The organism is Ruegeria sp. YTSC192, from assembly GCF_059609705.1.
Genome location: NZ_JBXWMG010000009.1, coordinates 67,077 through 91,164 on the forward strand (window position 1 = coordinate 67,077; position 24,088 = coordinate 91,164).

27 protein-coding genes and 1 riboswitch are annotated in these 24,088 nt (G+C 58.8%); of the genes, 7 read left to right on the forward strand and 20 right to left on the reverse strand.

Annotation, left to right across the window (positions count from 1 at the left end; genetic code table 11):
• Positions 1–9 precede the first annotated feature (9 nt).
• From cmk to miaB, 11 genes are all read right to left on the reverse strand, one after another.
• Positions 10–624 carry a (d)CMP kinase gene (cmk, locus tag AC2FD8_RS13750; protein ID WP_496857019.1) on the reverse strand — a complete coding sequence of 205 codons (615 nt, stop codon included), beginning with the start codon at positions 622–624 and terminating at the stop codon, positions 10–12.
• Positions 621–1,967 (reverse strand): 3-phosphoshikimate 1-carboxyvinyltransferase, encoded by a 1,347-nt coding sequence (gene aroA / locus AC2FD8_RS13755; protein ID WP_496857017.1) that lies wholly within the window; start codon positions 1,965–1,967, stop codon positions 621–623. The genes cmk and aroA overlap by 4 nt, the downstream gene beginning before the upstream one ends.
• Positions 1,968–2,052: 85 nt before the next feature.
• The gene (locus tag AC2FD8_RS13760) at positions 2,053–3,126 is read right to left on the reverse strand and encodes an amidohydrolase family protein (protein ID WP_496857015.1); all 1,074 of its coding nucleotides are present in this window, start codon (positions 3,124–3,126) and stop codon (positions 2,053–2,055) included.
• A gap of 85 nt (positions 3,127–3,211) precedes the next feature.
• The gene (gene trmB / locus AC2FD8_RS13765; protein WP_496857014.1) at positions 3,212–3,925 is read right to left on the reverse strand and encodes a tRNA (guanine(46)-N(7))-methyltransferase TrmB; all 714 of its coding nucleotides are present in this window, start codon (positions 3,923–3,925) and stop codon (positions 3,212–3,214) included.
• A 126-nt stretch (positions 3,926–4,051) separates the two neighbouring features.
• Positions 4,052–5,233, reverse strand: a complete 1,182-nt coding sequence (gene metK / locus AC2FD8_RS13770) for a methionine adenosyltransferase (protein ID WP_496857012.1) — start codon at positions 5,231–5,233, stop codon at positions 4,052–4,054.
• A gap of 5 nt (positions 5,234–5,238) precedes the next feature.
• A riboswitch (SAM-SAH riboswitch) is annotated at positions 5,239–5,287 on the reverse strand.
• A 41-nt stretch (positions 5,288–5,328) separates the two neighbouring features.
• Positions 5,329–6,834: an apolipoprotein N-acyltransferase gene (gene lnt, locus AC2FD8_RS13775; RefSeq protein ID WP_496857010.1), complete on the reverse strand. Its 1,506-nt coding sequence runs from the start codon at positions 6,832–6,834 to the stop codon at positions 5,329–5,331.
• Complete coding sequence (locus AC2FD8_RS13780) at positions 6,831–7,712, reverse strand: hemolysin family protein (RefSeq protein WP_496857008.1); 882 nt, start codon at positions 7,710–7,712, stop codon at positions 6,831–6,833. Before AC2FD8_RS13780 ends, lnt begins: the two co-directional genes overlap by 4 nt.
• A gap of 36 nt (positions 7,713–7,748) precedes the next feature.
• Complete coding sequence (gene ybeY / locus AC2FD8_RS13785; RefSeq protein WP_496857007.1) at positions 7,749–8,243, reverse strand: rRNA maturation RNase YbeY; 495 nt, start codon at positions 8,241–8,243, stop codon at positions 7,749–7,751.
• A gap of 34 nt (positions 8,244–8,277) precedes the next feature.
• Positions 8,278–9,300, reverse strand: a complete 1,023-nt coding sequence (locus AC2FD8_RS13790) for a PhoH family protein (protein ID WP_496857005.1) — start codon at positions 9,298–9,300, stop codon at positions 8,278–8,280.
• A 122-nt stretch (positions 9,301–9,422) separates the two neighbouring features.
• Positions 9,423–10,175: an outer membrane protein gene (locus AC2FD8_RS13795; RefSeq protein WP_496857004.1), complete on the reverse strand. Its 753-nt coding sequence runs from the start codon at positions 10,173–10,175 to the stop codon at positions 9,423–9,425.
• A gap of 170 nt (positions 10,176–10,345) precedes the next feature.
• A complete protein-coding gene (gene miaB, locus AC2FD8_RS13800) occupies positions 10,346–11,668 on the reverse strand; it encodes a tRNA (N6-isopentenyl adenosine(37)-C2)-methylthiotransferase MiaB (RefSeq protein ID WP_496857003.1) in 1,323 nt (440 codons plus the stop codon).
• A gap of 121 nt (positions 11,669–11,789) precedes the next feature.
• Between miaB and AC2FD8_RS13805 the strand changes: the two genes are divergently transcribed.
• Positions 11,790–12,653, forward strand: coding sequence for a hypothetical protein (locus AC2FD8_RS13805; protein WP_496857001.1), 864 nt, complete (start codon positions 11,790–11,792; stop codon positions 12,651–12,653).
• Between the two features lie 64 nt (positions 12,654–12,717).
• Here the strand turns inward: AC2FD8_RS13805 and AC2FD8_RS13810 are convergent, their stop codons facing one another.
• Positions 12,718–13,515 carry a phytanoyl-CoA dioxygenase family protein gene (locus tag AC2FD8_RS13810; RefSeq protein ID WP_496857000.1) on the reverse strand — a complete coding sequence of 266 codons (798 nt, stop codon included), beginning with the start codon at positions 13,513–13,515 and terminating at the stop codon, positions 12,718–12,720.
• An 84-nt stretch (positions 13,516–13,599) separates the two neighbouring features.
• Here AC2FD8_RS13810 and AC2FD8_RS13815 point away from each other — a divergent pair, with 84 nt between their 5' ends.
• Entirely contained in the window at positions 13,600–14,511 is a 912-nt protein-coding gene (locus AC2FD8_RS13815; protein WP_496856998.1) for a LysR family transcriptional regulator, read from the forward strand.
• A gap of 80 nt (positions 14,512–14,591) precedes the next feature.
• Here the strand turns inward: AC2FD8_RS13815 and irrA are convergent, their stop codons facing one another.
• Complete coding sequence (gene irrA, locus AC2FD8_RS13820; RefSeq protein ID WP_496856996.1) at positions 14,592–15,017, reverse strand: iron response transcriptional regulator IrrA; 426 nt, start codon at positions 15,015–15,017, stop codon at positions 14,592–14,594.
• A 187-nt stretch (positions 15,018–15,204) separates the two neighbouring features.
• Between irrA and fabA the strand changes: the two genes are divergently transcribed.
• Genes fabA through AC2FD8_RS13840 form a run of 4 tightly spaced genes read left to right on the forward strand, consistent with a single transcriptional unit; the run spans position 15,205 to position 18,027 of the window.
• Entirely contained in the window at positions 15,205–15,714 is a 510-nt protein-coding gene (gene fabA, locus AC2FD8_RS13825; RefSeq protein ID WP_480732430.1) for a bifunctional 3-hydroxydecanoyl-ACP dehydratase/trans-2-decenoyl-ACP isomerase, read from the forward strand.
• Between the two features lie 47 nt (positions 15,715–15,761).
• The gene (gene fabB / locus AC2FD8_RS13830; RefSeq protein WP_496856994.1) at positions 15,762–16,991 is read left to right on the forward strand and encodes a beta-ketoacyl-ACP synthase I; all 1,230 of its coding nucleotides are present in this window, start codon (positions 15,762–15,764) and stop codon (positions 16,989–16,991) included.
• 5 nt (positions 16,992–16,996) lie between these two features.
• Positions 16,997–17,788, forward strand: a complete 792-nt coding sequence (locus AC2FD8_RS13835) for an enoyl-ACP reductase FabI (protein WP_496856992.1) — start codon at positions 16,997–16,999, stop codon at positions 17,786–17,788.
• Positions 17,789–17,847: 59 nt separating this feature from the next.
• Positions 17,848–18,027 carry a hypothetical protein gene (locus AC2FD8_RS13840; protein WP_496856990.1) on the forward strand — a complete coding sequence of 60 codons (180 nt, stop codon included), beginning with the start codon at positions 17,848–17,850 and terminating at the stop codon, positions 18,025–18,027.
• A 20-nt stretch (positions 18,028–18,047) separates the two neighbouring features.
• On the opposite strand, the gene AC2FD8_RS13845 is transcribed toward AC2FD8_RS13840, so the two are convergent.
• A complete protein-coding gene (locus AC2FD8_RS13845; protein ID WP_496856988.1) occupies positions 18,048–18,476 on the reverse strand; it encodes an FKBP-type peptidyl-prolyl cis-trans isomerase in 429 nt (142 codons plus the stop codon).
• Positions 18,477–18,629: 153 nt separating this feature from the next.
• Between AC2FD8_RS13845 and AC2FD8_RS13850 the strand changes: the two genes are divergently transcribed.
• Positions 18,630–19,250 carry an energy-coupling factor ABC transporter ATP-binding protein gene (locus AC2FD8_RS13850; RefSeq protein WP_496874311.1) on the forward strand — a complete coding sequence of 207 codons (621 nt, stop codon included), beginning with the start codon at positions 18,630–18,632 and terminating at the stop codon, positions 19,248–19,250.
• 120 nt (positions 19,251–19,370) lie between these two features.
• On the opposite strand, the gene rplQ is transcribed toward AC2FD8_RS13850, so the two are convergent.
• The 6 genes from rplQ to secY form a co-directional block, all read right to left on the reverse strand.
• The gene (gene rplQ, locus AC2FD8_RS13855; RefSeq protein WP_117870177.1) at positions 19,371–19,790 is read right to left on the reverse strand and encodes a 50S ribosomal protein L17; all 420 of its coding nucleotides are present in this window, start codon (positions 19,788–19,790) and stop codon (positions 19,371–19,373) included.
• Positions 19,791–19,971: 181 nt separating this feature from the next.
• Complete coding sequence (locus AC2FD8_RS13860) at positions 19,972–20,988, reverse strand: DNA-directed RNA polymerase subunit alpha (RefSeq protein WP_170377644.1); 1,017 nt, start codon at positions 20,986–20,988, stop codon at positions 19,972–19,974.
• 115 nt (positions 20,989–21,103) lie between these two features.
• Positions 21,104–21,493 carry a 30S ribosomal protein S11 gene (gene rpsK, locus AC2FD8_RS13865; protein ID WP_209194638.1) on the reverse strand — a complete coding sequence of 130 codons (390 nt, stop codon included), beginning with the start codon at positions 21,491–21,493 and terminating at the stop codon, positions 21,104–21,106.
• Positions 21,494–21,508: 15 nt separating this feature from the next.
• Entirely contained in the window at positions 21,509–21,877 is a 369-nt protein-coding gene (gene rpsM / locus AC2FD8_RS13870) for a 30S ribosomal protein S13 (RefSeq protein ID WP_170377641.1), read from the reverse strand.
• A 201-nt stretch (positions 21,878–22,078) separates the two neighbouring features.
• Positions 22,079–22,654 (reverse strand): adenylate kinase, encoded by a 576-nt coding sequence (locus AC2FD8_RS13875; protein ID WP_496856984.1) that lies wholly within the window; start codon positions 22,652–22,654, stop codon positions 22,079–22,081.
• Complete coding sequence (gene secY / locus AC2FD8_RS13880) at positions 22,651–24,015, reverse strand: preprotein translocase subunit SecY (RefSeq protein WP_496856982.1); 1,365 nt, start codon at positions 24,013–24,015, stop codon at positions 22,651–22,653. The genes AC2FD8_RS13875 and secY overlap by 4 nt, the downstream gene beginning before the upstream one ends.
• Between the last annotated feature and the right edge of the window lie 73 nt (positions 24,016–24,088).

The window sequence follows — 24,088 nt, forward strand, 5'->3', positions numbered from 1 at the left end:
GCAGCGACGCTACGCTGCGGGTCTTTTCTGTGCAATGACCCCGACAGCCTTTGCCAGAGCGTCGTCGATGCTCAGCTCGGACGTGTCCAGCAGAATGGCGTCTTCGGCGGGCTTCATGGGGGCGGTGCTGCGGTCCGCATCGCGCGCATCCCGTTCGCGCACATCGGCCAGAACCTGATCGCGGGTTACATCAGACCCTTTGGCGCTAAGCTCCAGAAACCGGCGTTCGGCCCGCACCTCGGCGCTGGCAGTAACGAACAGCTTCACCTCGGCCTCGGGGCAAATTACCGTTCCGATATCGCGCCCATCCAATACTGCCCCGCCCGAACGTCGGGCAAAGGCGCGTTGGAAATCGACCAGCGCGGCGCGCACCTCGGGGATGACAGCAACCTTTGAGGCCGCCTGCGCGATCTCAGCTGTGCGCAGATCGCCTTGGTCCAATTCTTCTGCGGTCAGCGCCTGGGCCGCCGCGACGGGATCAACCCCATCCAAAACGCGGCGTCCTACGGCACGATACAACAGTCCCGTATCCAGATGCGCAAACCCGAAATGCGCCGCGACGCCTTTTGAGATCGTCCCTTTGCCCGCCGCCGCTGGGCCATCAATGGCGACGGTAAAGCTCATGTCCGTTCGACCTTGGCACCCAGCGAGGCCATCAGCGGTTCGAAGATCGGGAAAGAGGTCGCGATTGGTCCGCCGTCATCGACCGAGACCGGTGTTTTCGCGCCCATGCCCATCACCATGAAGGACATCGCGATCCTATGGTCCAGGAAGCTTTCGCAGGTGCCGCCGCCGGGAATGTTGCCGATGCCCAGCCCTTCGACCGACCACCAATCGTCGCCTTCATTCACGGTCACGCCATTGGCCCGCAACCCGCGCGCCATCGCGTCGATCCGGTCGCTTTCCTTGACGCGCAGCTCTTTCACGCCGCCCATCATCGTGGTGCCGGTCGCGTTCGCGGCAACCACGGACAGCACCGGGTATTCATCGATCATCGAGGCGGCGCGCTCGGCCGGGACCTCGATCCCCTTCATGTTGGGCGAGTATTTGGCGCGCAGATCGGCAACCGGCTCACCGCCTTCTTCGCGTTCGTTTTCATAGGTCAGATCCGCACCCATTTCACGCAGCGTTGTAAACAGGCCCGCACGGGTCGGGTTCAGGCCGATGCCGGGCACCAGAACGTCCGAACCGGGGGTGATCAGCGCCGCGCAAACCGGGAAAGCCGCGCTGGACGGGTCACGCGGGACGGCAATGACCTGAGGTTTCAGCTCAGGCCGACCGGTCAGGGTGATCACCCGCCCCTCGCCTGTATCCTCAACGGTGATCTCGGCTCCGAAACCGGCCAGCATCCGTTCCGAGTGGTCACGGGTGGCTTCTTTCTCAACCACAACGGTTTTGCCGGGGGCGTTCAGGCCGGCCAGCAGTACAGCAGATTTCACCTGCGCCGAAGGAACCGGCACCTCATAGCGGACCGGGGTCGGATCCGCCGCGCCCACGATGGTCATCGGCAGACGTCCACCCGAGCGGCCAACCGATTGTGTGCCGAACAGCGCAAGCGGATCAGTGACTCGCGCCATCGGACGTTTGTTCAGGCTGGCATCACCCGTAAAGGTCGCCGTGATCGGACACGTCGCCATAGCGCCCATGATCAGCCGCACACCGGTGCCCGAGTTGCCGCAGTCGATCACCTGATCGGGTTCGGCAAAGCCGCCGACGCCAACACCACGCACTGTCCATTCACCACCACCATGGTCGGTTACTTCGGCCCCAAAGGCGCGCATGGCCTTGGCGGTGTCCAGAACATCCTCGCCCTCAAGCAGGCCCGAGATCTTGGTTTCCCCAACCGCCATTGCGCCAAGGATCAACGACCGGTGCGAGATCGACTTGTCGCCGGGCACCTCAGCCGTTCCGTTCAACGGGCCGCAGGGATGCGAGGTCATCGGGATGGGCGTGCCGTGTCCGGACATGGGGGCTCCTGTTTTCGCTATCAGTCCATGCCGATTAGCGAATTGGGGCCAGTTGGTCCAGCGGCAATGCGGGCATGGGTGCCTCTCAGCTCTCTCCCAGCCATTTTGCCGGGTTTTCCTCGGCGATTTGTCGAAAGATCTCTTCGCCCAGAACATTGCGCAACCGGATACAGACCGCCTTTTCTGACAGCGCCTCTTGCCGGGTCATGTAGTAATCCGACCCAAACAGGACGCGCGACCGCAAGCGTTCGCTTTGCTCATCCTCGCCCATCAGAAACAGGCGCAGGAACGGTGCGTAGTCTTCGAATTGGAAAAGCGTGTAGGAGATATCCGTCCACAAGCCATCGTAATCTCCGCTGCCGATCAAGTCGCGAATGGATTTCAGCCAATTCCGGTTGAATGCATCGTCCAAAGGGTCGCGGTGGTCGGGATTGACATAAGCGTGCCAGTCCCGTTGCCCGCCAAAATGAGCCAGACAAATCCGCAGGTCAGGAAAGGCGCGCATCACCGGAACAAACGCCTCAGGCTCGGTATAGCGGTCGGCCCAATAGTCGGAAAGGTACCGCCCCTGCACCCCGCCACGCGAACAGTGGGACATCACCGGCAGGTTCTTGTCCTGCACGCGAGGGTAAACATGCTGCATCAGAACCGGGTCATCCGGCGCAAACCCCAGACGGGGATAGAGCTTGACCCCACGAAACCTCAGATCGTCAATGGCGCGCCACAGCTCAGTGGCATTGGGGTCGGCTCGTGGGTCGATTGTTGCGAAGGGAATCACCGAATGGCCAACCTCAGGGTCAGTGGACAGCTGCGCCAGCTCGTCATGCTGGTCGCGCAGCGGAACCTCGGGCGCGCCGAAGCCAAAGGCCGAAAGCTCCATCGGCAAAACGACAAAACGGGTATTGCTGGGGTAGTGTCGCCGCAGGTTGTCCAGAATCTCGCGCTGGCTACCCTCATCCGTTTCCTGCTGAAAGCGATAGAGCCGATCCAGTTTATCGGCGACACCGGGCTGGCCAATCAACCGGGCACCGAAAGCCAGAGCCTTGATCAACCACGGCATCTTCTTGAACGGTTTGAGCGCCGGGTAGGGATAGTCTTCGGGCACGTGGCGTGAATGAAACAAATGCGTGTGGCAGTTGGTAATCCGAATGTCAGACATGGCAATCCTTGAAATAAGCTGTGCTGAAAACGCGTCACGCGCGCAGCCTAGCATAGCGTTCAGGATTACAGAAATTTGAAAAAGATCAGGCGTCTGTCCGGCGGAAGGTCAGATAGTGTGGGGTCCGCCCTTCCCGCAGGGCCTTTTGCTCATAGCGGGTCGAGATCCAGTCATCCCAGGGCTCGCGCCAGTCGGCGGGACGCTCGGCCAGCCATTCGAATCCAGCAAGGGGGACTTCCTCAAGCGTCTGGCGCACGTAGTCGGGAATGTCGGTGGCCACGCGGAAGATGGAGCCGGGCTTCAGGACGCGGGCCAGAGGCTCCAGATGTTCTGGGGTCACGAAGCGGCGGCGATGGTGGCGTGTCTTGGGCCACGGGTCCGGGTAGAGCAGGAAGGCGCGGGAAATGCTGGCCTCGGGCAGCACATCGAACAGGTCGCGCGCATCACCGGGATGCACGGCAAGGTTTTCGACCCCGGCCTGGCGGATTTTGCCCAACAGCATGGCGACGCCGTTGATATATGGCTCGGCCCCGATGATGCCGATATCGGGATTGTTCGCGGCTTGATGCACCAGATGCTCGCCACCGCCAAAGCCGACCTCAAGCCAGACATCCTTGCCGCCAAACAGGGCGTCGAGGTCCAGCGGGTGGCGTTCGGGGTTCGTCTCCCAATCAACAGCGCCGGGCGACAGGGCGTCGAGGTCTTCGTTCAGATACGTCTTCTGGCTTTGCTTCAGGGTTTTGCCCTTGAAGCGGCCATAGAAGTTTCTGCGGGGGCGTTGGGGTGTCTGGTTGCTCATGTCGGTGCCCTTACTGTGGCGTTGGGCCTGTGGCAAGAGGTGGAGGTGGGGGCCAGCCCCCACACCCCCGAGGTATTTAAAAACAGAAGAAGCGGGCGCCCGCGAAGGCGCACCTGTCGACGGCAGTCAAACGGCCGCTTTCAGCGCCTCGATCAGATCGGTGCGTTCCCAGCTGAAGCCGCCATCAGCTTCGGGTTCACGACCGAAATGACCGTAAGCTGCGGTGCGCTGATAGATGGGTTTGTTCAGGTGCAGATGCTCACGAATGCCACGCGGCGTCAGATCCATGACCTGTCCAACGGCTTTTTCGATCACTGCGTCTGCAATCTGGCCGGTTCCGTGGGTGTCGGCGTAGATCGACAGCGGTTTGGAGACGCCAATCGCATAGCTTAGCTGGATGGTGCAGCGTTCTGCCATACCGGAGGCGACCACGTTCTTGGCCAGGTACCGTGCGGCATAGGCCGCCGAACGGTCCACCTTGGTCGGGTCTTTGCCCGAGAACGCCCCGCCACCATGAGGGGCCGCGCCGCCATAGGTGTCAACGATGATCTTGCGGCCGGTCAGACCTGCATCCCCGTCCGGGCCGCCGATCACGAACTTGCCGGTCGGATTCACGTGCCATTCTGTATCAGCACTCAGCCACCCTTCGGGCAGGCTTTCGGTGATGTACGGCTCGACAATCGCGCGGATGTCGTTCGAAGTCAGCGCCTCATCCAGATGTTGCGTGGACAAAACGATCGAGCTGACGCCAACCGGCTTGCCATCGCGGTAAACGACGGACAGCTGCGATTTCGCGTCCGGTCCCAAAGCAGGTTCGGTGCCGTTTTTACGTACTTCGGCCAGACGACGCAGGATCGCATGCGAATACTGGATCGGGGCCGGCATCAGCGCAGGAGTTTCCGTGGTGGCGTAGCCGAACATGATACCCTGATCGCCCGCGCCCTCATCCTTGTCGCCCGAGGCATCGACGCCCTGAGCGATATGAGCGGATTGTTCGTGCAGCAGGTTCGTCACCTCGACCGTTTCATGGTGAAACTTGTCCTGCTCGTAGCCGATATCCTTGATACAGGCGCGCGCGATCTCGTCAATGCGGCCCATATAGTCGTGCAGCTTTTCCTGATCAGACAGACCTACTTCGCCACCGATGACGACCCGATCGGTCGTCGCAAAGGTTTCGCACGCCACGCGCGCTTCGGGTTCTTCATTCAGAAATGCGTCGAGTACGGCGTCGGAAATCCGGTCACAGACCTTATCCGGGTGCCCTTCGGAAACTGATTCCGAAGTAAAAGTGTAGTTCTGTCGGGACATAAATGTGCTCCATTGAGGTTCCTCTGCCACGCCAGGAAGCCGTTGTGACAGGCACCAAGGGCATACGCGCCTTGCGAAATGACGTCAATCGGAAACTAGGTGCTGCACGGCCTCGGCATGCGCCACAGCAACACGGCCAACAAGAGCAAGACCGCGAACACGGGCAGGTCCCCGATGCGGGAATAGACTGTCGGCGCAAGAGGCAACGGCAGATCGGCGTCCACAAACCCAGCCTGCCCCAAAGGAAGCGACGCGGTAATCCGCCCCAACGGGTCGATCATCCCCGAAATGCCGGTATTGGCAGACCGCATCAATGGCAGCCCCTGCTCAATCGCCCGCATCCGGGCCTGGGCAAGATGTTGATAAGGGCCTGAACGGGTTCCGAACCACGCATCATTGGTGATCTGCAAGATGAAATCGGCCCGTTCCGGCGCGCCGTTGACGTCCTGCGGAAAGACGGCCTCGTAGCAGATCAGCGGCAGGGCCTGCCCCAGCTTGCCCGCCTGCATCACCGCAGGCCCCGGCCCCGAACTGAATCCATGTCCGGCCGTTGTGGCCATGCCCTGAATACCGAACCGGGCCATCAGATTTCCGAACGGGACATATTCGCCAAACGGGGCCAGATGATGCTTGTCATACAGACCCGTCTGCTGCCCGTCCTCATCCAGATAGATCATCGAGTTGAATATGCGCGGGCCGTCGCCTCGCTGAATACCCAGAACCAGCGGAACCCCCTGAGCCGCATCCGTGGCGGCCTCAAGGTAAGGGTCGGCACTGCTGAGCCATGCGGGAACCGCAGTCTCGGGCCAGACGATCAGGTCGGGGCGTGGTTCTGCCGCGGTGAGCTCGATCTGGCGCGCAAAGAACAGCGGCGCATAAGCTGGGTCCCATTTCTGATGCTGAGGCGCATTCGGCTGGACTAGTCGCACAGTATTTTCGCCATACTCGATCACCGGCCTGCTGGAGGCGTAGACGGCAGCAAAAACAGCGACACCGGCGAACCCAGCGACCGGAACCAGAAGCGGGCGGAGGGCCATTCGCTGCGATATCGCCGCCCCCAGCGGCAACGTCACCGCGAATGTCAGCGCAGCCAGCCCATATGGACCAATCAAAGACAAAAGTTGCGCAACCGGCGTGTCGACCCAGACCTGCGCAACCCCGGCCCAAGGGAAACCGGTCAGAAGATAGCCGCGTCCGAACTCGGCCAGTGAAAGCGTCAGGGCTAGAAACACCGCCTGACGTACAACCGGAGTATCCACCCGCCGCCCCGCCCAGAACGCCGCCGCCCAGAACAAGGCCAAGCCGCCAGCCATGAAGATCAGCGCAAAGGGGGCCATCCAAGCATGGCGCTCGGCGTCCACTTGGAAAGGCTCGATGATCCAACTCAGGGCATGGGCGAAGTAGCCGGTGGCAAAGGCCCAGCCCAACCACGCGGCCCGCGCGCGGGTTTCACAGGCGAGAAAGAACGCGGGAATTAGGGTCAGCGCAATCAGCGTCAGCGGCCAGTAGCCAAACGGCGCCAAGCCATAAGCGCCGAGCGCCCCCAAGGCAGCTGCGGCACCAAGTCTAAGCCAGAAAGGCCAACCCCGGACAGGGATCATGCAGCGACGTCCGGCAACATGACGCGCAGACGCTTGATGCGGCGCGGGTCGGCGTCGATCACCTCGAACTCCGGGCCTTCGGGATGCAGCACAACCTCACCCCGCGCCGGAACACGGCCCGACAGCATGAAGACCAGGCCACCCAAAGTTTCGATCTCTTCCTCGTCTACATCCTCGTGGCTGGTCAGAGAGCGACCGATCTCGGCCTCGAAATCCTCAAGCGGAACACGGGCCTGAACGACGTAACAACCCGGCTTTTCCTGCAGCCAAAGCTGATCCTCATGTGCATCATGCTCATCCGCGATTTCGCCGACAACCTGTTCAATCAGGTCTTCGATGGTCAACAACCCGTCAACGCCGCCATACTCATCAATCACCAGCGCCATGTGGCGGCGTTCGGTTTGCATCTTGGTCAACAAAACACCGATCGGCATCGAGGGCGGCACGAACAGCAACGTGCGCAGCATCGAGGTCAGGTCGAACTCGGATGTACCGCCATTGAACCCATGGGTGAGGGCAAAATCCTTCAGGTGGACAAAGCCAAGCGGCGTGTCCAGCGTGCCCTCATAGACAGGTATCCGAGACAGGCCGCTATCGCGAAAGACCTGCGCCAGTTCATCCTTGGAAATCGTTGAGGGGACCGAGACGATTTCAACGGTCGGAATGGCAACATCCTCAACCCGTTTGCGGCGCAGGTTGACCATGCCGCGATGTTGATTGTCGGCTATATCATGCCCGTTGGCCGGAGCGCTCTGCTCCTCTTCGGTTCCCGAAAAAGCATCCATAATCCGCGAAAAGAAACCGCTTTTCTCTTCAATGTCCAAATTCTCAGACTGCGCGCTTTGCGCCGCCCTAGAACTGCCGTCTGTATCACCCATGGTCCTGTTCCAATTGATCGGGTGAAAGTACCCGCTTCACCTACTATATGGGTCATTGATACCCAGTTTGCCAAGTATCTTGACCTCAATCCCTTCCATCAAGGTAGCATCGGGGTCACGAATGTGATCGTAGCCCAGCAAATGCAACGTTCCGTGAACGATCAGATGGGTCACGTGATCAGACATAGGTTTCCCCGCCTCGTCCGCTTCGCGCGCGCAGGTGTCGTATGAAATCGCAATGTCCCCAAGGGCGATTTCGCCGGTAAAATCGGGTTCGGGCAGTTCGGGCGTTTCACCTGCGACATTGGCCGCGAGGTCTTCGGCGGGCCAGCTCAGAACATTGGTCGGTGTCGGCTTTTCCCGGAACTCGGCGTTCAGTTCGGCAATTCGGGCGTCATCGCAGGCCAGAAGGCTGACCTCGCACAAATCCGGGTCCAGCCCGCAATGAAGCAAAACCGCCTTAATCGCGCGCAATGACAGAGGCTCAAGCCCCTGCCAGCGGTCATCTTCCACGGTGAGTTCAAGGTTCATCCTGTCGCCTCAAAGCCTGTTGTCGGGCTTTGAGTTAACTTTTCTCGCGCCCTGCATCGGCCTCATACGCTTCGATGATTGCGGCGACAAGCGGGTGCCGCACCACATCCTTGGACGTGAAGTAGTTGAAGCTGATATTCGGAATCGTATTCAACAGGCGTTCTGCATCTGCCAGCCCGGATTGGACCCCACGCGGCAAATCAACCTGAGACCGGTCACCCGTGATGACCATACGGCTGCCCTCGCCCAGACGGGTCAGGAACATCTTCATCTGCATGGTTGTCGCGTTCTGCGCTTCATCCAGTACTACGAACGCATTGGCCAGCGTCCGTCCCCGCATAAAGGCCAGCGGAGCGATCTCGATTCGCTTTTCTTCGATCAGTTTGGCCAGTTGCTTGCCGGGAAGGAAATCATTCAGCGCGTCGTAAAGCGGCTGCATATACGGATCGACCTTGTCCTTCATATCGCCCGGCAGATAGCCCAGCTTTTCGCCGGCTTCGACCGCAGGACGGCTGAGGATGATACGATCCACGTGCCCGCCGATGAACATCGACACGCCCACGGCAACGGCCAGATAGGTCTTGCCGGTACCCGCCGGGCCGATCCCGAAGGCCAGCTCATTCTGAAACAGTGACTGCACATAGGCTTTTTGCGCATCCGTGCGGGGTTCGACCAGCTTTTTGCGAGTCTTGATTTCAACGGTGCCACCCTTGAACATCTCAAGCTGGTCGCCGTCCCGGCTGCCAGTGCCCTGTTCCGAACCACCCATGCGCAGCTCTCGGTCCACATCGGCGGCCTCAACCTCGCGCCCGCCTTCCAGACGGGTGTAGAGGGCCTGCAGGACCTCGATGGCGTTTTTCTGCGAATCCTCTTCGCCCATCACAACCAACTGATTGCCGCGGCGCACAATTTGAACCGAGAGCTTCTGTTCAATCTCGGTCAGGTTGCGGTCATATTCGCCACATAAATCAATCAACAAGCGGTTGTCGGGGAATTCTACAAATGCCTCGCGCTGAGGCGTCTCATCTTGCGGTGGGGTCAGGGCACCGATGGCCAATCCGCTCTCCTGTCTTGGCGTTTCACCTTGAGCGTAGACAAGAACTCGGACCGGGTGCAAGCCACAGTTTCAAAAATTCGCACGGCGATGACAAAAGCGCCGATCGGGAGCTCTGCCCCGGTTTAGAACTTATAGTTCAAACCGAACCTCAAACCGCGATAATTTGGGGTCGATTTTGTCGAAAAACCCGATGAAAATTCAATGTCCTTGGAGTCAAACTGGACGTATTCATATTCGCCCGAAATTGACCAGTCTTCGGTCAGATAGTGTTCCGCACCAATGCTGAGCGATAGGCCGTTGCGGCGATCCGAGGCCTCAAACGACTGCGTGCCACCCGTGGACGAAATACTGTTCGTGGTTTCCACGTCACCCCAAAGGTAACCGACACTGACGAAATAAAGGATTCGTCCGCTGCGGTTGGTCAGGCCATTCCGAAACCGCAAGGTTATGATGTCCGAAACTTCCGATCCGCCCTGCACCGTTTCGGAGCCGATCACATTGGTCACGCTATCGTCCAGCGATCCGAAATCATATCCCAGTTCAAATCCATAGACATAGTCACGACCGCCCCGGGCGGGCAGAACCCCGCGCCAGCCACCGCGCACGCCGCCATAGGTTCCGCTGATATCCTGATCACCGATCCCAAAGGTATCGGTCGGCGTGGTCAGACCGAAGCGATCATCGCCTCCGCCACCATACCCCGCCGTCAAACCCAGATAAAAGGCGCTGACATCATCGCTGAACCGCTTGTCACTGAACACTTCGGGATCCGATATTTCCCCCGTCTGATCACTCGCCCATGTTGCGCTGGCCGCAAAAGCCACCAGGGTCGCGACAGACACAGACCAGAGGCCCCCAAAATTCAGAATTGCCACTCTATACCCTCCATCGACGCCACTCTCGCGAACCGCAGATACAAACTTTCCGCAAGCGGTCGAGGCCCATCAGAAAACTTAGGTTCCGTCCGAACATAGTTCCAAATAATAAATCAAGGGTAAATTTTACATACCCCAGAACTGACCCGACGTGCCGGCAAAGAACCGCCTTATTCCAACAGTTCCCCGGCCAGAGAGTTCGCACCAGATTTCACGATACGCACCTGTCGCAAATCCCCCACGCTCAATTCAGGCCCAACCACGTGAACCGAGTGGAGATAGTCTGATTTCCCGACCATCTGCCCTTCGAGCCGCCCTGGTTTCTCGAACAGAACACCAACTGTGCGACCAACCATTGAATCCTGAATTTCACGCTGGTGCTTGGTGATCAGCGCCTGCAACCGCTGCAGGCGGTCATCCGCCGCAGCCGGGTCAACCTGCGCACGTTCCGCAGCAGGGGTGCCTGGGCGGGTCGAATATTTGAAAGAATAAGCATAGCCGTATTTGACTTGCTCAACCAAATCCAAAGTCGCCTGGAAATCCTCTTCAGTTTCCTCTGGGAAGCCGACGATGAAGTCCCCCGACATCACGATATCCGGACGCGCTGCGCGGATACGCTCAATCAGCCGCAAATAGCTGTCTGCCGTATGGCTGCGGTTCATCCGTTTCAGAATCCGGTCCGACCCCGCCTGTACGGGCAGGTGCAGATAGGGCATCAGCTTGTCACAGGTGCCATGCGCCTCGATCAGATCATCCGCCATGTCATTGGGATGCGAGGTGGTAAAGCGGATACGCTCCAGCCCGTCGACCTTGTTCAATTCCCAGATTAGCCCGGCCAGCGTCATGTCTCCGTTCGGTCCGGCTCCGTGATAGGCGTTGACGTTCTGACCCAGCAAAGTGATCTCGCGTACGCCGCGTTCGACCAGATCCTGCGCTTCACGAATGATGCGGTCGGCTGGGCGGCTGACCTCTGCCCCGCGGGTATAGGGAACAACGCAGAAGGCGCAGAACTTGTCGCACCCTTCCTGCACCGTCAAAAATGCCGTCGGGCCGCGTTTGGCCTTGGGACGGTTCTTGAGCTTTTCGAACTTGTCCTCTTCGGGAAAATCCGTGTCCAGCGCTTTGGCGCCTTCGCGGGTCTTGGCCTCCATCTCCGGCAAACGGTGATAGCTTTGCGGCCCAACCACCAGATCGACCAGAGGCTGACGGCGCATGATCTCTTCACCTTCGGCCTGCGCAACACAGCCCGCCACACCGATCTTGAGATCGGGCTTATCTGCCTTCAGCCCCTTGAACCGGCCAAGCTCGGAATAGACCTTTTCGGCGGCTTTTTCCCGGATATGACAAGTGTTCAGCAGGATCATGTCTGCATCATCCGGCGACTTGGTTTCGACATATCCCTGCCCGCCCAAGGCCTCAGCCATACGCTCGCTGTCATAGACATTCATCTGACAGCCATAGGTCTTGATAAACAGCTTTTTGGGTTCAGACATGGATTAGGCCTTTGCAGTCGCTGGATCGGCGTCATCTATATGCTTCGAACGCCGCTTGCAATGCCGGCGCAATTACCCGAATTTGGCGAAACTTTCCAGCAAGACACGAATGAAACCGGCGATGCAGTACGAATCCCTCGACAGCTTTTTGAATTCAGGCCAATCCGCCCTGTCCAAAGGGCCAGTGGCCCTGATTTTCGCCGAGGACGAGACCGAGGTCGAAAGCACGCTGCACCACCATCTAGGCCTCGGCTTCAAATCCGTCGTGGCATTCATGCCCGCCGAGTTCACCCTCGGCGAAGACCTGGCCGCGCGGGTGCATCGCGTGACCCTCAGATGCGCGCCCCGGGCCGAGGTGTTCGACGCAATCAATCGTATCACAAAGGCCGCGCCGAGTGTCTGGATGTACTACTGCTACAACGCCGAATTCCTGTTCTATCCCTTCTGTGAAACCCGCAGCATAACAGAGTTGCTGGCCTTCCACGCCGAGGAACGGCGCAACGCAATGCTGTGCCACGTGATCGACCTTTATGCCGGTGACCTGACCCAGCACCCGAACGGCGTGGCCCCCGATCAGGCCATGCTGGACAGCACCGGATACTATGCCCACACCCGCCACGATACCTCGGGCCGCCCGGTCGAACGTCAGTTGGACATGTCCGGTGGCCTGCGCTGGCGGTTCGAAGATCACATCCCCTACGAACGCCGACGCATCGACCGAATCGCGCTTTTCAAAAACCGCAAGGACCTGATCCTGCAGCCCGACCACACATTCAACGAGGCCGAATACAACACCTACGCCTGCCCATGGCACCACAACCTGACGGCAGCGATCTGTTCCTTCCGGGCGGCAAAAGCCCTGAAAAGCAATGCTGGTTCGACCTTCGATATCTCCAGCTTCCGCTGGCGCAACTCCGTCTCATTCGAATGGACATCGCGCCAACTGCTCGATCTGGGGCTGATCGAACCCGGCCAGTGGTTCTGATCCGTTCTTCATCTGGCTGAAAATATCCCGGGGGAGGCGCCGCAGGTGACGGGGGCAGCGCCCCCTATCGCTGCAGCAGCATCGGGAACCAGTCTTCCCGCAAACGCTGACCCGGCATCATGTCATGCCCCGGAAACGGAGGCGACGTGCGGCCCGGGCGCTCGACATAGCGCGCATCATCCCCGACCAGCCGTAGTGAAAACGCCCGACGACGACTGTCCGAGTGATTCCCCCGCGCCCCATGCAGGGTACGGTAGTTGAACGCGACCGCGTCACCGGGTTCCATTTCGAATTCGACCACTTTCATCCCTTCCGCATCCGGATCGGGGACCGGAATGTACTGGCCTTCATCAGCAAAGAACCCCTCTTCGCTGACCCAGCGGGTCGGTAGAACCTCTTTCTCCCATCTGTGTGATCCCGCAACACAGCGCAGGGTGGCCTGTTTCACCGGATCCAAGGGCGACCAAAAGCTGATCGTCTGCTGCCCTTCGACAAAGTAATACGGCCCATCCTGATGCCAGGGCGTCGCCATCGAGGTGCCCGGTTCTTTCACCAGTACGTGGTCGTGAAACATCTGCACGGTTTTCGACTGCATCAGGTCCGCTGCAACCTCAGCCGCCGCAGAGGTCTCGATCACCTGGCGGAACTGCGGGATACGGGTCCAGTTGCAGTAATCATCAAAGAACAGCCCGGTCTGCCCCTCTTTCTTGTTGTCCGAGGCATAGGGCCCCGGCTCGGCCATATTGGCGGCAACCCCGTCGCGCAACGCGTCCACGTGATCGGCAAAAAGTCCTTTGACCAGGACAACCCCGTCTTCCTGGTAGGTGTCGATCATGTCCTGAGAAACAAGAGGGTGTGGCATGGCGTTCTCCTTGTGCTTGCCCCCGTTTAAAGGACAACAAAGCCTTCTGTTCAAATCATATCTTTCGAAGTAATAAATAACTCGATGTTATATATTTCATTGCGCCAATACGAATATGTCTGCGCCATTGGCCAACATGGCAGCCTGTCTGCCGCAGCCCATTCGCTGAACGTCTCGCAACCCGCCCTATCGACGGCGCTGACACGAGTCGAATCGTGCCTTGGCTATCCGCTGTTCATGCGTCGGCGTGGGGCGGCGATGACCACAACCCCACAGGGGCGTCTCTTCATCGAACGGGCCGAAAAACTGTTGTACTCTGCCGCGCAGATCGAAACTCCGACAGATGCACCGCACGGGTCTTCGCACTTGCGATTGGGCTGCTTCATTGACCTTGCACCGTTTCATCTGGCCTCGGCATTGCACAGCCTGCAAGTGGCGCTGCCTGATGTCACAGTCACCTATCAAGTGGATAGTTTCGAGGGCTTGCTGGACAGCCTGATCAACGGCCAGACAGACATCGCGATCACATATGACCTTGGCATGGATGCTGGATTTACCCGGCAAGAGCTGTTCGACAGTGTCCCCCACGCCCTGGTCTCACCCGATCACCTGCTTGCAAAGGCCCGCGATGTGACCTTGGCTGATCTGGAACAGGAACCCCTGATCCTGTCAAAGGAAGGGTTGTCAGCGCAGCATGTTCTGAACCTGTTTCGACGCAAGGACCTGAGCCCAACGGTCGCCCACAGGGCCGCAACGCTTGAAATCCAGCGCAGCCTTGCCGCCCATGGTGAGGGAATCGCGATCAGCTACGCCAGCCCCGACAATGCGATGAGTTACGACAATCGAATGCTGACCCGCCTGCCGATCCTAGACAATGACGCAGCTGAACCGGTTGTATTGGCACGCCATGGCACCGGCCCGGTAGACGCCACGCTGGCCTCAGCCGAACGCATCCTGTTTGAGGCGCTGACCGAGACTGGATCGCTTTGCGTTTGATTTGAATCGAAAAGCGCTGCCTCTCCCTATGGTCGAGCGCGTATTTCGATGGTCTTGCCTTAGCTAAAACGCAAAGCGCGTTAGACCTGAGGTTTCTTGCGAAGACGGATAACCACATCGACCGATGCAATCTCGACTCCGTCCGGTGCCTGCGGAAGGCGCTGGATCACCAGTTCTTCGGACGGAGCGTCGCTTAGCCTGCTTTCGTCTTCCCAATAGAAATGCGGGTGATCATGGGTGTTGGTGTCAAAATAGCTTTTCGACCCATCCACCGTGATCTCTTGCAGCACACCGGCATCGCAGAACGCGCGCAGCGTGTTGTAGACGGTCGCAAGCGAAACCGCATCGCCCTTGGTCTTGGCCGAGTCAAACAGGCTTTCTGCCGTGACATGCCGGTGACGACCATCGCCCACAAGCAACTCGGCCAGCGCAACACGCTGACGTGTGGGGCGCAATCCGGCGCTCTCCAACCAGTCTGTAGCTATCTTACGGCTCTGAGGTGTCATGAATCCGATACCCATTTTTGCTGAATATATATATAGGGGCGCAGGGATGCCAATTTCAAATGAAATTCATTCGCAAAGACAACCCGGGCGCAACATCATCTGACCGCCACTCTTGCAGGACCTTGCATACGGGTGCTAGGTGAGGCCAAATGCACCAAACGGACCCAAGGCAGAAGAGGCGGCAAGAATGGCCCAATTCCCAAGCAGTTTTGACAAAGATGATCTGCTGAAATGCGCCCGAGGCGAACTTTTTGGCCCCGGCAACGCGCAATTGCCCGCCCCTCCGATGCTGATGATGGACCGGATCACCGAAGTTTCGGGTGACGGAGGCGCGCATGGCAAAGGCCATGTTGTCGCCGAATTCGACATCACTCCCGATCTTTGGTTCTTTGACTGCCACTTCCCCGGCAACCCGATCATGCCGGGCTGTCTGGGCCTGGATGGCCTGTGGCAGCTGACTGGCTTCAACCTCGGCTGGCGGGGCTGGCAGGGGCGCGGCTATGCGCTTGGCGTGGGCGAAGTCAAGCTGACGGGCATGGTACGTCCGGACCGCAAGATGCTGACATATTACGTAGATTTCACCAAAGCCGTACAGACTCGTCGCCTGACCATGGGGGTCGCAGACGGACGGGTCGAAGCGGATGGCGAAGTGATTTATCAGGTCAAAGACATGAAGGTCGCACTGTCTGAAAGCTGACGCCAGCGGACATTACGCAAACAGGAACGGAACACAGGAGAACGCATATGCGTCGCGTCGTCGTCACCGGTCTGGGAATCGTCTCCTCGATCGGGAACAATGCCGAAGAGGTTCTCGCCTCGCTCAAAGCAGGCAAATCTGGCATCGAGGCCAATGAGCAGATGGTCGAACATGGCTTTCGCAGCCAGATCGCAGGTACGCTCAAGATCGACGTGTCCGAACACGTGGACAAACGCACCCTGCGCTTCATGGGGCCGGGTGCGGCCTATGCGCATATCGCGATGGGACAGGCAATTGCCGATTCCGGGCTGACCGAGGAACAGGTCGTCAATCCGCGCACCGGGTTGGTCGCTGGTTCTGGCGGACCGTCCACCAGCGCGATGTTGACCGCGCATCAAACAGTGCTGAAAAACGGTGCCACCAAGCGGATCGGGCCTTTTGCCGTGCCGAAATGCATGTGTTCCACGATTTCGGCCAACCTTGCCACTGCCTACAAGATCAAGGGTATCAACTATTCGATCACCTCGGCCTGCTCGACCTCGCTGCATTGCATCGGCAACGCGGCGGAACAGATCATGCTGGGCAAGCAGGACGTCATGTTCGCAGGTGGCGGCGAGGAACTGGACTGGACCCTGTCCTGCCTGTTCGACGCCATGGGCGCAATGTCGTCCAAATATAACGACACTCCGCACAAAGCCTCGCGCGCGTTCGATCAGGACCGCGATGGTTTCGTGATCTCGGGCGGCGGCGGCATTGTCGTGCTTGAGGATCTGGACCATGCGCTGGCGCGCGGTGCCAAGATCTACGCCGAGGTGACCGGCTATGCGGCAACTTCGGACGGCCACGACATGGTGGCCCCATCCGGCGAAGGCGGTGAGCGCGCGATGCGTCTGGCGCTTTCAACCTTGCCCGAAGGCCGCAAGGTTGGCTACATCAACGCGCACGGCACCTCGACCCCGGTTGGGGACGTGGGCGAAGTTGAAGCCGTGCGCCGTATCTTCGGCGAAGGTCAGGTCCCTCCGATCTCATCCACCAAGTCGATGACCGGGCACGCACAAGGCGCGGCTGGCGCGCTTGAGACGATCTTCTGCCTGCTCATGCTGGACAATGATTTCATTACTCCGTCGATCAATGTCGACACACTTGCCGAAGGCATCCAGCCCGGTGAAATTGCTACTCAAGTAGTTGAAAATGCGGGATTGGACTCGGTCATGACCAACAGCTTCGGCTTTGGCGGCACGAACGGTTCCATGATCCTGTCAAAGTATAACGGGTGAACAAGATGTCGGAAGTTCTAAAAGGGAAACGCGGCCTGATCATGGGCGTCGCCAATGATCGTTCGATTGCCTGGGGTATCTCGAAGGCGATGCACGAAGCAGGCGCCGAACTGGCCTTCACCTATCAGGGCGAAGCATTCGGGAAGCGCCTACAGCCGCTGGCCGAAAGTCTCGGCAGCGATTTCATGGTAGACGCGGATGTCACGGATGACGCTTCGCTGGACCGCGCCTTTGGCGAGCTGGGCGAGCGCTGGCCCACCATCGACTTTGTCGTCCACGCCATCGCCTATTCGGACAAGAACGAGCTGACAGGCCGGTTTCTGAACACCACACGCGCCAATTTCAAGCATTCGATGGATGTTTCGGCCTATTCGTTTATCGAAGTGGCCCGCCGCGCTTATCCACTAATGAAGGACAATGGCGGCTCGCTGCTGACGCTGACCTATCAAGGTTCAAACCGTGTGGTTCCGAACTACAACGTCATGGGCGTTGCCAAGGCCGCGCTGGAATCGGCGACCCGCTATCTGGCCAACGACCTTGGCCCCGAAGGCATCCGAGTGAACGCGATTTCGCCCGGCCCGATGAAGACCCTGGCCGGTGCCGCGATCGGCGGAGCGCGCAAGACCTACAAGTTCTGCGACCAGAACGCGCCCATGCGCTCGAACGCGACGCTTGAGGCGGTTGGCGGCACAGCGGTTTACCTGACCTCGGACGCCGGGATCTGCACCTCGGGCGAGATCATCCGGGTGGATGGCGGCTTCCACGTGCTTGGAATGCCACAGCCAGATTTCATGTGACCATATCTTTCCCAGACGCTGCCAAGATTTGACCATTTTTCGGCGTCAGGGATAAGGTCATGAGCAAAACTGACCAGATCCTTGCCAGCAACACGCGTGGCAGCCAGACAAGACGGAAAACGGGGTTCCTGAGCCCCCGTGCCCGTATTCTGCTTTTGACACTGACCACACTGCTAGTGCTGTTCGTATTTTTCACACAACCGCAGGTCCGTGCAGCGTTTGAAGGGCTTTTGGGCTAAGGCCCTCAAGCCCGCAATCTTCAGTTTACCGAGACAATCTCGATATCGAAAATCAGGTCCTGCCCGGCCAGCGGGTGATTGGCGTCCAAAGTCACCGTGGCCTCGTTCGCCTCGACAACCGTGACAGGCAGCATCTGACCATCGGGGGTCTGCATCTGCAGCTGGGTTCCAGGCTCTAGTGGGATATCATCCGGGATACCTTCGCGCGGGATATCCTGCCGCATCGCCGGGTTGATCGGACCATAAGCGTCAACACAGGCAATCTCGACCCGTTTCTTGTCGCCTACGGCCAGTCCGGGCATGGCATTGTCGAGGCCGGATATGATCTGACCCGAACCGACAACGAATTCCAACGGATCGCGCCCGTCCGAACTGTCAAAGACGGTCTCGTCCAGCAGTGTGCCGGTATAGTGGATGCGAACTGTGTCGCCTTGTTTGATTTCAGACATTGGGCCTCCGGGGCTTGTTAGGAAAGGGGCGCCGAACACAAGCGCGCTACGCCGGAGTCTGACGGACCGCACGATGCACCGGCCTGATTGCGATGTCCAGATTGTGCAGTGTAAGCGCTGTTTCTTTCTCGGATTTTCATTGGCGAGCGTCCTTTGGCCAAAAGCGCAATCCACCGCCTTCGACCCGTTGGCAAGGGATGGCTGGAGGCCGGACAACGCCTGTCACTGACCGGCCCGAACGGGGCGGGGAAATCCACGCTTCTGCGTATCACACTTGGGCTGCAACGGCCGTCCTCAGGTACGGTGACCGTCTTTGGCAAACCACGACAAGTCGAGGCTGATTACCATGAAGTGCGCCGCCATGTCGGGCTTGTCTTTCAGGACCCCGACGACCAACTGTTCTGCCCCACCGCGGCCGAAGACATTACGTTTGGTCCGCTGAACCTTGGCAAGACACCTGCTGAGGCGCTTGCTATCGTGGATCGGGTTCTAGGCGATCTGGACCTTGTGCATCTAAAGGAACGGACCACACACAAGCTGTCAGGCGGCGAGAAGCGCCTGATCACGCTGGCAACCGTTCTGACGATGGAACCGCAGGTCCTGCTGCTGGATGAATCCACCAATGCGCTGGACACCAAGAACGAATCGCGGTTGCTTGAGATCCTGCAATCGCTGCCTCAGGCGAGTCTTCTGGTCAGCCATTCTCCTGCGTTTCGCGAAGCGCTGGCCCCGGATGGGCTCGCGTTGCAAGATGGCAAACTGATCGACGTCTGATCAAGCTTTTCAAGCCTTGCAATGTGCAGGCCGCGCGCGTGAGCAAACAGTTTCATCGCCGTAAAAGAAAGAACCCCGCGTCTGGGACACGGGGCTCTTCTTGGAAAACGTGGCGCTTTCTTATTCTTCTGCAGCCTCTTCGGCGGCAACGCGCGCCTTGTCAGCCGCGCCTTTGGCGTCCAAATCACGATCAACGAATTCGATGATCGCCATCGGAGCCATGTCGCCATAACGGAAACCGGCTTTCAAGATGCGGACATAACCGCCCTGGCGCTCGGCGTAGCGAGGGCCCAGAACTTCGAACAGCTTGGCGACGTCTTTGTCTTCTTTCAGCTGCGATGCGGCCTGACGGCGCGCGTGCAGGTCGCCGCGCTTGCCCAGAGTGACCAGCTTTTCGATGATCGGGCGCAGTTCTTTTGCCTTGGGCAGAGTTGTTTTGATCTGCTCATGCTCGATGAGCGAGCCAGCCATGTTTGCAAACAGAGCCTTACGGTGCTCATGAGTACGGTTCAGGCGGCGATAACCACGTGCGTGACGCATTTTCTAATTCCTTCTTTAGCGTTTTGCTTTGTCTGGCCGGCGATGCGTGTCACCAACTCTCCTTGGGGCGGAAGTGCCCATATAGTCCTCGGCAGCCCGAGCATTTTTTGGCATGCAAGCCGGGCTGAAGCCCGGCCTACGGGTTGGTTCGAAGTAGACCGGGCTTTAGCCCGGCACCGCCTCAAAAGGCGTCTTCGAATTTCTTCGCCAGATCTTCGATGTTGTCGGGCGGCCAGTCCTCGACATCCATGCCGAGGTGCAGACCCATGCCGGACAGCACTTCTTTGATCTCGTTCAGCGACTTGCGGCCAAAGTTCGGGGTGCGCAGCATCTCGGCTTCGGTCTTCTGGATCAGATCGCCGATGTAAACGATATTGTCGTTCTTCAGGCAGTTCGCCGAACGGACCGACAGCTCCAGCTCGTCGACTTTCTTCAGCAGCAGCGGGTTGAACTCCAGACCATCGTCTTCGTCCTGGCGGCCAGCCGATTCCGGCTCGTCGAAGTTGACGAAGATCGACAGTTGATCCTGCAGGATACGAGCGGCATAGGCCAGTGCATCTTCCGGCGTGATCGAGCCATCAGTTTCGATCTTCAGGGTCAGCTTGTCATAGTCCAGAACCTGACCTTCACGGGTCGGCTGCACGTCATAGGCAACCTTTTTGACCGGCGAATAGATCGCATCAATCGGGATCAGGCCGATAGGTGCATCTTCCGGCTTGTTCTTCTCGGCCGAGACGTAACCCTTGCCGGTGTTGACGGTCAGTTCCATGAACAGGTCGGCGCCATCGTCCAGGTGGCAGATGACGTGATCGCGGTTCAGAACTTCGATACCAGCGCTTTCGCTGATGTCACCTGCGGTGACAACTGCGGGGCCTTTGGCATTGATCGACAGGCGCTTGGGGCCTTCGACTTCCATGCGCAGCGACACGCCCTTGAGGTTCAGGATGATGTCGGTGACGTCTTCACGTACGCCCGCTACGCTCGAGAACTCGTGCAGGACGTTGTCGATTTGAACGCTGGTGATGGCCGCACCTTGCAGCGAGCTCATCAGAACGCGGCGCAGCGCGTTGCCCAGGGTCAGACCAAAGCCACGCTCAAGCGGTTCAGCAACCAGTGTTGCCTGACGCGCAGGGTCGTTGCCCGGCTTGCCGTCCAGCTGGGTCGGCTTGATCAATTCTGCCCAATTCTTGTGGATCATGTAATCCCTCCATTCCTGTCCGCGCCCCATGACCAACAAGGTGCAGACGCCCGAGGTTCAAAATGACGTGCTGGGGCCGTGCAAAAACACTGGCCCCAGCTCAATTCAAAATCGCTTAGACGCGGCGGCGCTTCGGCGGGCGGCAGCCGTTGTGAGCAATCGGCGTCACGTCGCGGATCGACGTGATGTTGAAGCCAGCGGCAGCCAGCGCGCGCAGAGCCGATTCACGACCCGAACCGGGGCCCTGAACTTCGACTTCCAGCGTCTTGACGCCATGTTCCTGCGCCTTCTTGCCTGCATCTTCTGCAGCCATCTGAGCCGCATAAGGCGTCGATTTCCGCGACCCTTTGAAACCCATGGTACCGGCAGACGACCACGAGATGGCATTGCCTTGTACGTCCGAGATCAGGATCTTGGTGTTGTTGAAGGTCGAGTTCACATGGGCAACGCCCGATGCGATGTTCTTACGCTCTTTGCGCTTAACGCGAGTCTTGTCACGTGCCATCAGTCAGACCCTCCCTTATTTCTTCTTACCGGCAATGGCCTTTGCGGGGCCTTTGCGGGTACGAGCATTGGTGTGGGTACGCTGACCGCGAACCGGCAGGTTGCGGCGGTGACGCAGACCGCGGTAGCAGCCCAGATCCATCAGGCGCTTGACGTTCATCTGAACTTCACGACGCAGGTCACCTTCGACGGTGAAGTTTTCGTCGATGAATTCGCGGATTTTCAGAACCTCGGCGTCGGACAGTTCATTGACGCGACGGGTCGCTTCAATGCCTACGGCTTCGCAGATTGCTTTAGCCGAAGTGTTGCCGATTCCGGTGATATATGTGAGGGCGATTGGTACCCGCTTTGCAGTCGGGATGTTTACGCCGGCAATACGTGCCACGTGTCACTTTCCTTTTTGTTGCGGTTCCGTAACTCCGGAACCTTTTTTCACAACACCTGACCGTGGCAGTGACGCCAGAGGGTCCAGTATTATTTGAGGTGGTCGGGGCGCAGGGGACGAATCCCTCACGCATACTTGATTCCCATTAGGGATGGGGGTCGATATGGGCTTTTGGAGGGGCCGTCAAGCCCCTACCTGAAATCAGCCGAGAATTGCCTTGATCGCCGATGTTACATCCGCGATTTCCGCCAAACCGTCGACAGGCTGCAGATTGCCTTTGGCGTGGTAATAACCGATCAGCGGAGCAGTCTTTTTGTAGTACTCCATCAGGCGGATGCGCACGCTGTCTTCGTTGTCATCTGCCCGGGCGGGCTGACCGGCAGCACGCGCCTCCTCGGCGCGATTGACGATACGCTGGACCAGCGTCTCATCGTCAACCTGCAACTCGATCACACAATCCAGTGTCTCGCCCTTTTCGGCCAGCAACTCACCCAAAGCATCGGCCTGCGCCAACGTGCGTGGGAAACCGTCGAATATGAAACCGCCCTCTGCGCCCTGATCCAGCTTTTCGCGGATCAGGCCAATCACGATCTCATCAGTGACCAGCTTGCCAGCATCCATGATCGCCGCAACCTTCAGGCCCATCTCGGTGCCCGAGGTCTTGGCTTCTCGCAGCATGTCACCGGTACTCAGCTGTACCATGCCGCGTGTTTCAACAAGGTGTCCGGCTTGCGTGCCTTTTCCAGCGCCCGGAGGGCCAAGCAGAATAATATTCATCGACGAGCAGCTCCCTTTCTGCCGCGTTTCTTACCTTTGCCGCGCAGTTGGGACTTTTCGATAAGCCCTTCATATTGGTGCGCAAGCAGGTGACTCTGAACCTGTTGGATCGTGTCCATGGTCACAGATACGATGATCAGAACCGAAGTGCCGCCGAAGTAGAACGGGATGGCAAACTGGTTCCGAACAATTTCGGGCAGCAGACAAACCAGCGCCAGATAGGCAGAGCCCAGAACCAGAACGCGGTTGACCACATATTCCAGATATTCGGCGGTTTTCTTGCCGGGGCGAATGCCAGGTACGAAACCGTTCTGCTTTTTCAGGTTATCGGCAACGTCATCGGGTTTGAACGCCACGTTGAACGTATAGAAATACGCGAAGAACACGATCATCGACGCGAAGAACAGCAGGTAAAGCGGCTGTCCGGGGCCAAAGTTCGCCAGCAGCCAGGACATGATCGGACCGTTGGCCGCACCCGACGAGAAGGTCGAGATCGTCACCGGCAGCAACAAAAGCGAACTGGCAAAGATCGCAGGAATAACGCCCGACGGGTTGACCTTGACCGGCAAGTGGCTCGAACCGCCTTCATACACTTTCATACCGGCCTGACGGCGCGGGTACTGAATGTGGATCTTGCGCAAGGCCCGCTCCATGAACACCACGAAGGTGATCACAGCGATGACCATCAAAATCACACCAACGATCACGGCAGGGCTGATTGCGCCCGAACGACCCGAAGCGAAAAACTGCGCCAGAGCAGCCGGAACCTCGGCAATGATGCCGACGAAGATGATCAGAGAGATGCCGTTGCCGATGCCGCGTGCGGTGATCTGTTCACCCAGCCACATCAGGAACATGGTACCACCGACCAGAGTAATCATGGTCGACATACGGAAGAACAGGCCCGGATCGGTCGCCAGATCACCCGATTCCAGCGAAACAGCCAGACCATAAGCCTGCACGGTGGCCAGCGCCACAGTACCGAAACGGGTATACTGGTTGATCTTCTTGCGCCCCTGCTCGCCCTCTTTCTTGAGTTGCTCGAGCGCGGGGACCATGGAAGTCAGCAGCTGCACAATGATTGAGGCCGAGATATAGGGCATGATGCCGAGGGCAAAGATACCCATTCGACCCAGCGCCCCGCCGGTGAACATCGAAACCATGCCGCCGATGCCTTGCCCCGCCTGCTCCATGAACTCACGCAGAGCTGCTCCGTCGATCCCCGGCACCGGAATGAAGGTGCCCAGGCGATAAACGATCAACAAACCCAGCGTGAACAGGATGCGGTTGCGCAGATCGGTGGCTTTGCCAAGGGCAGACCAGCTTGTGTTGGCTGCCATTTGTTCTGCTGCTGATACCATAAATCGGTCTCTCTTATGAAAACACCGCCCAGAACCGTTTTCCGGCTCGGGCGGCGTCTGGGAAAACTTAGTG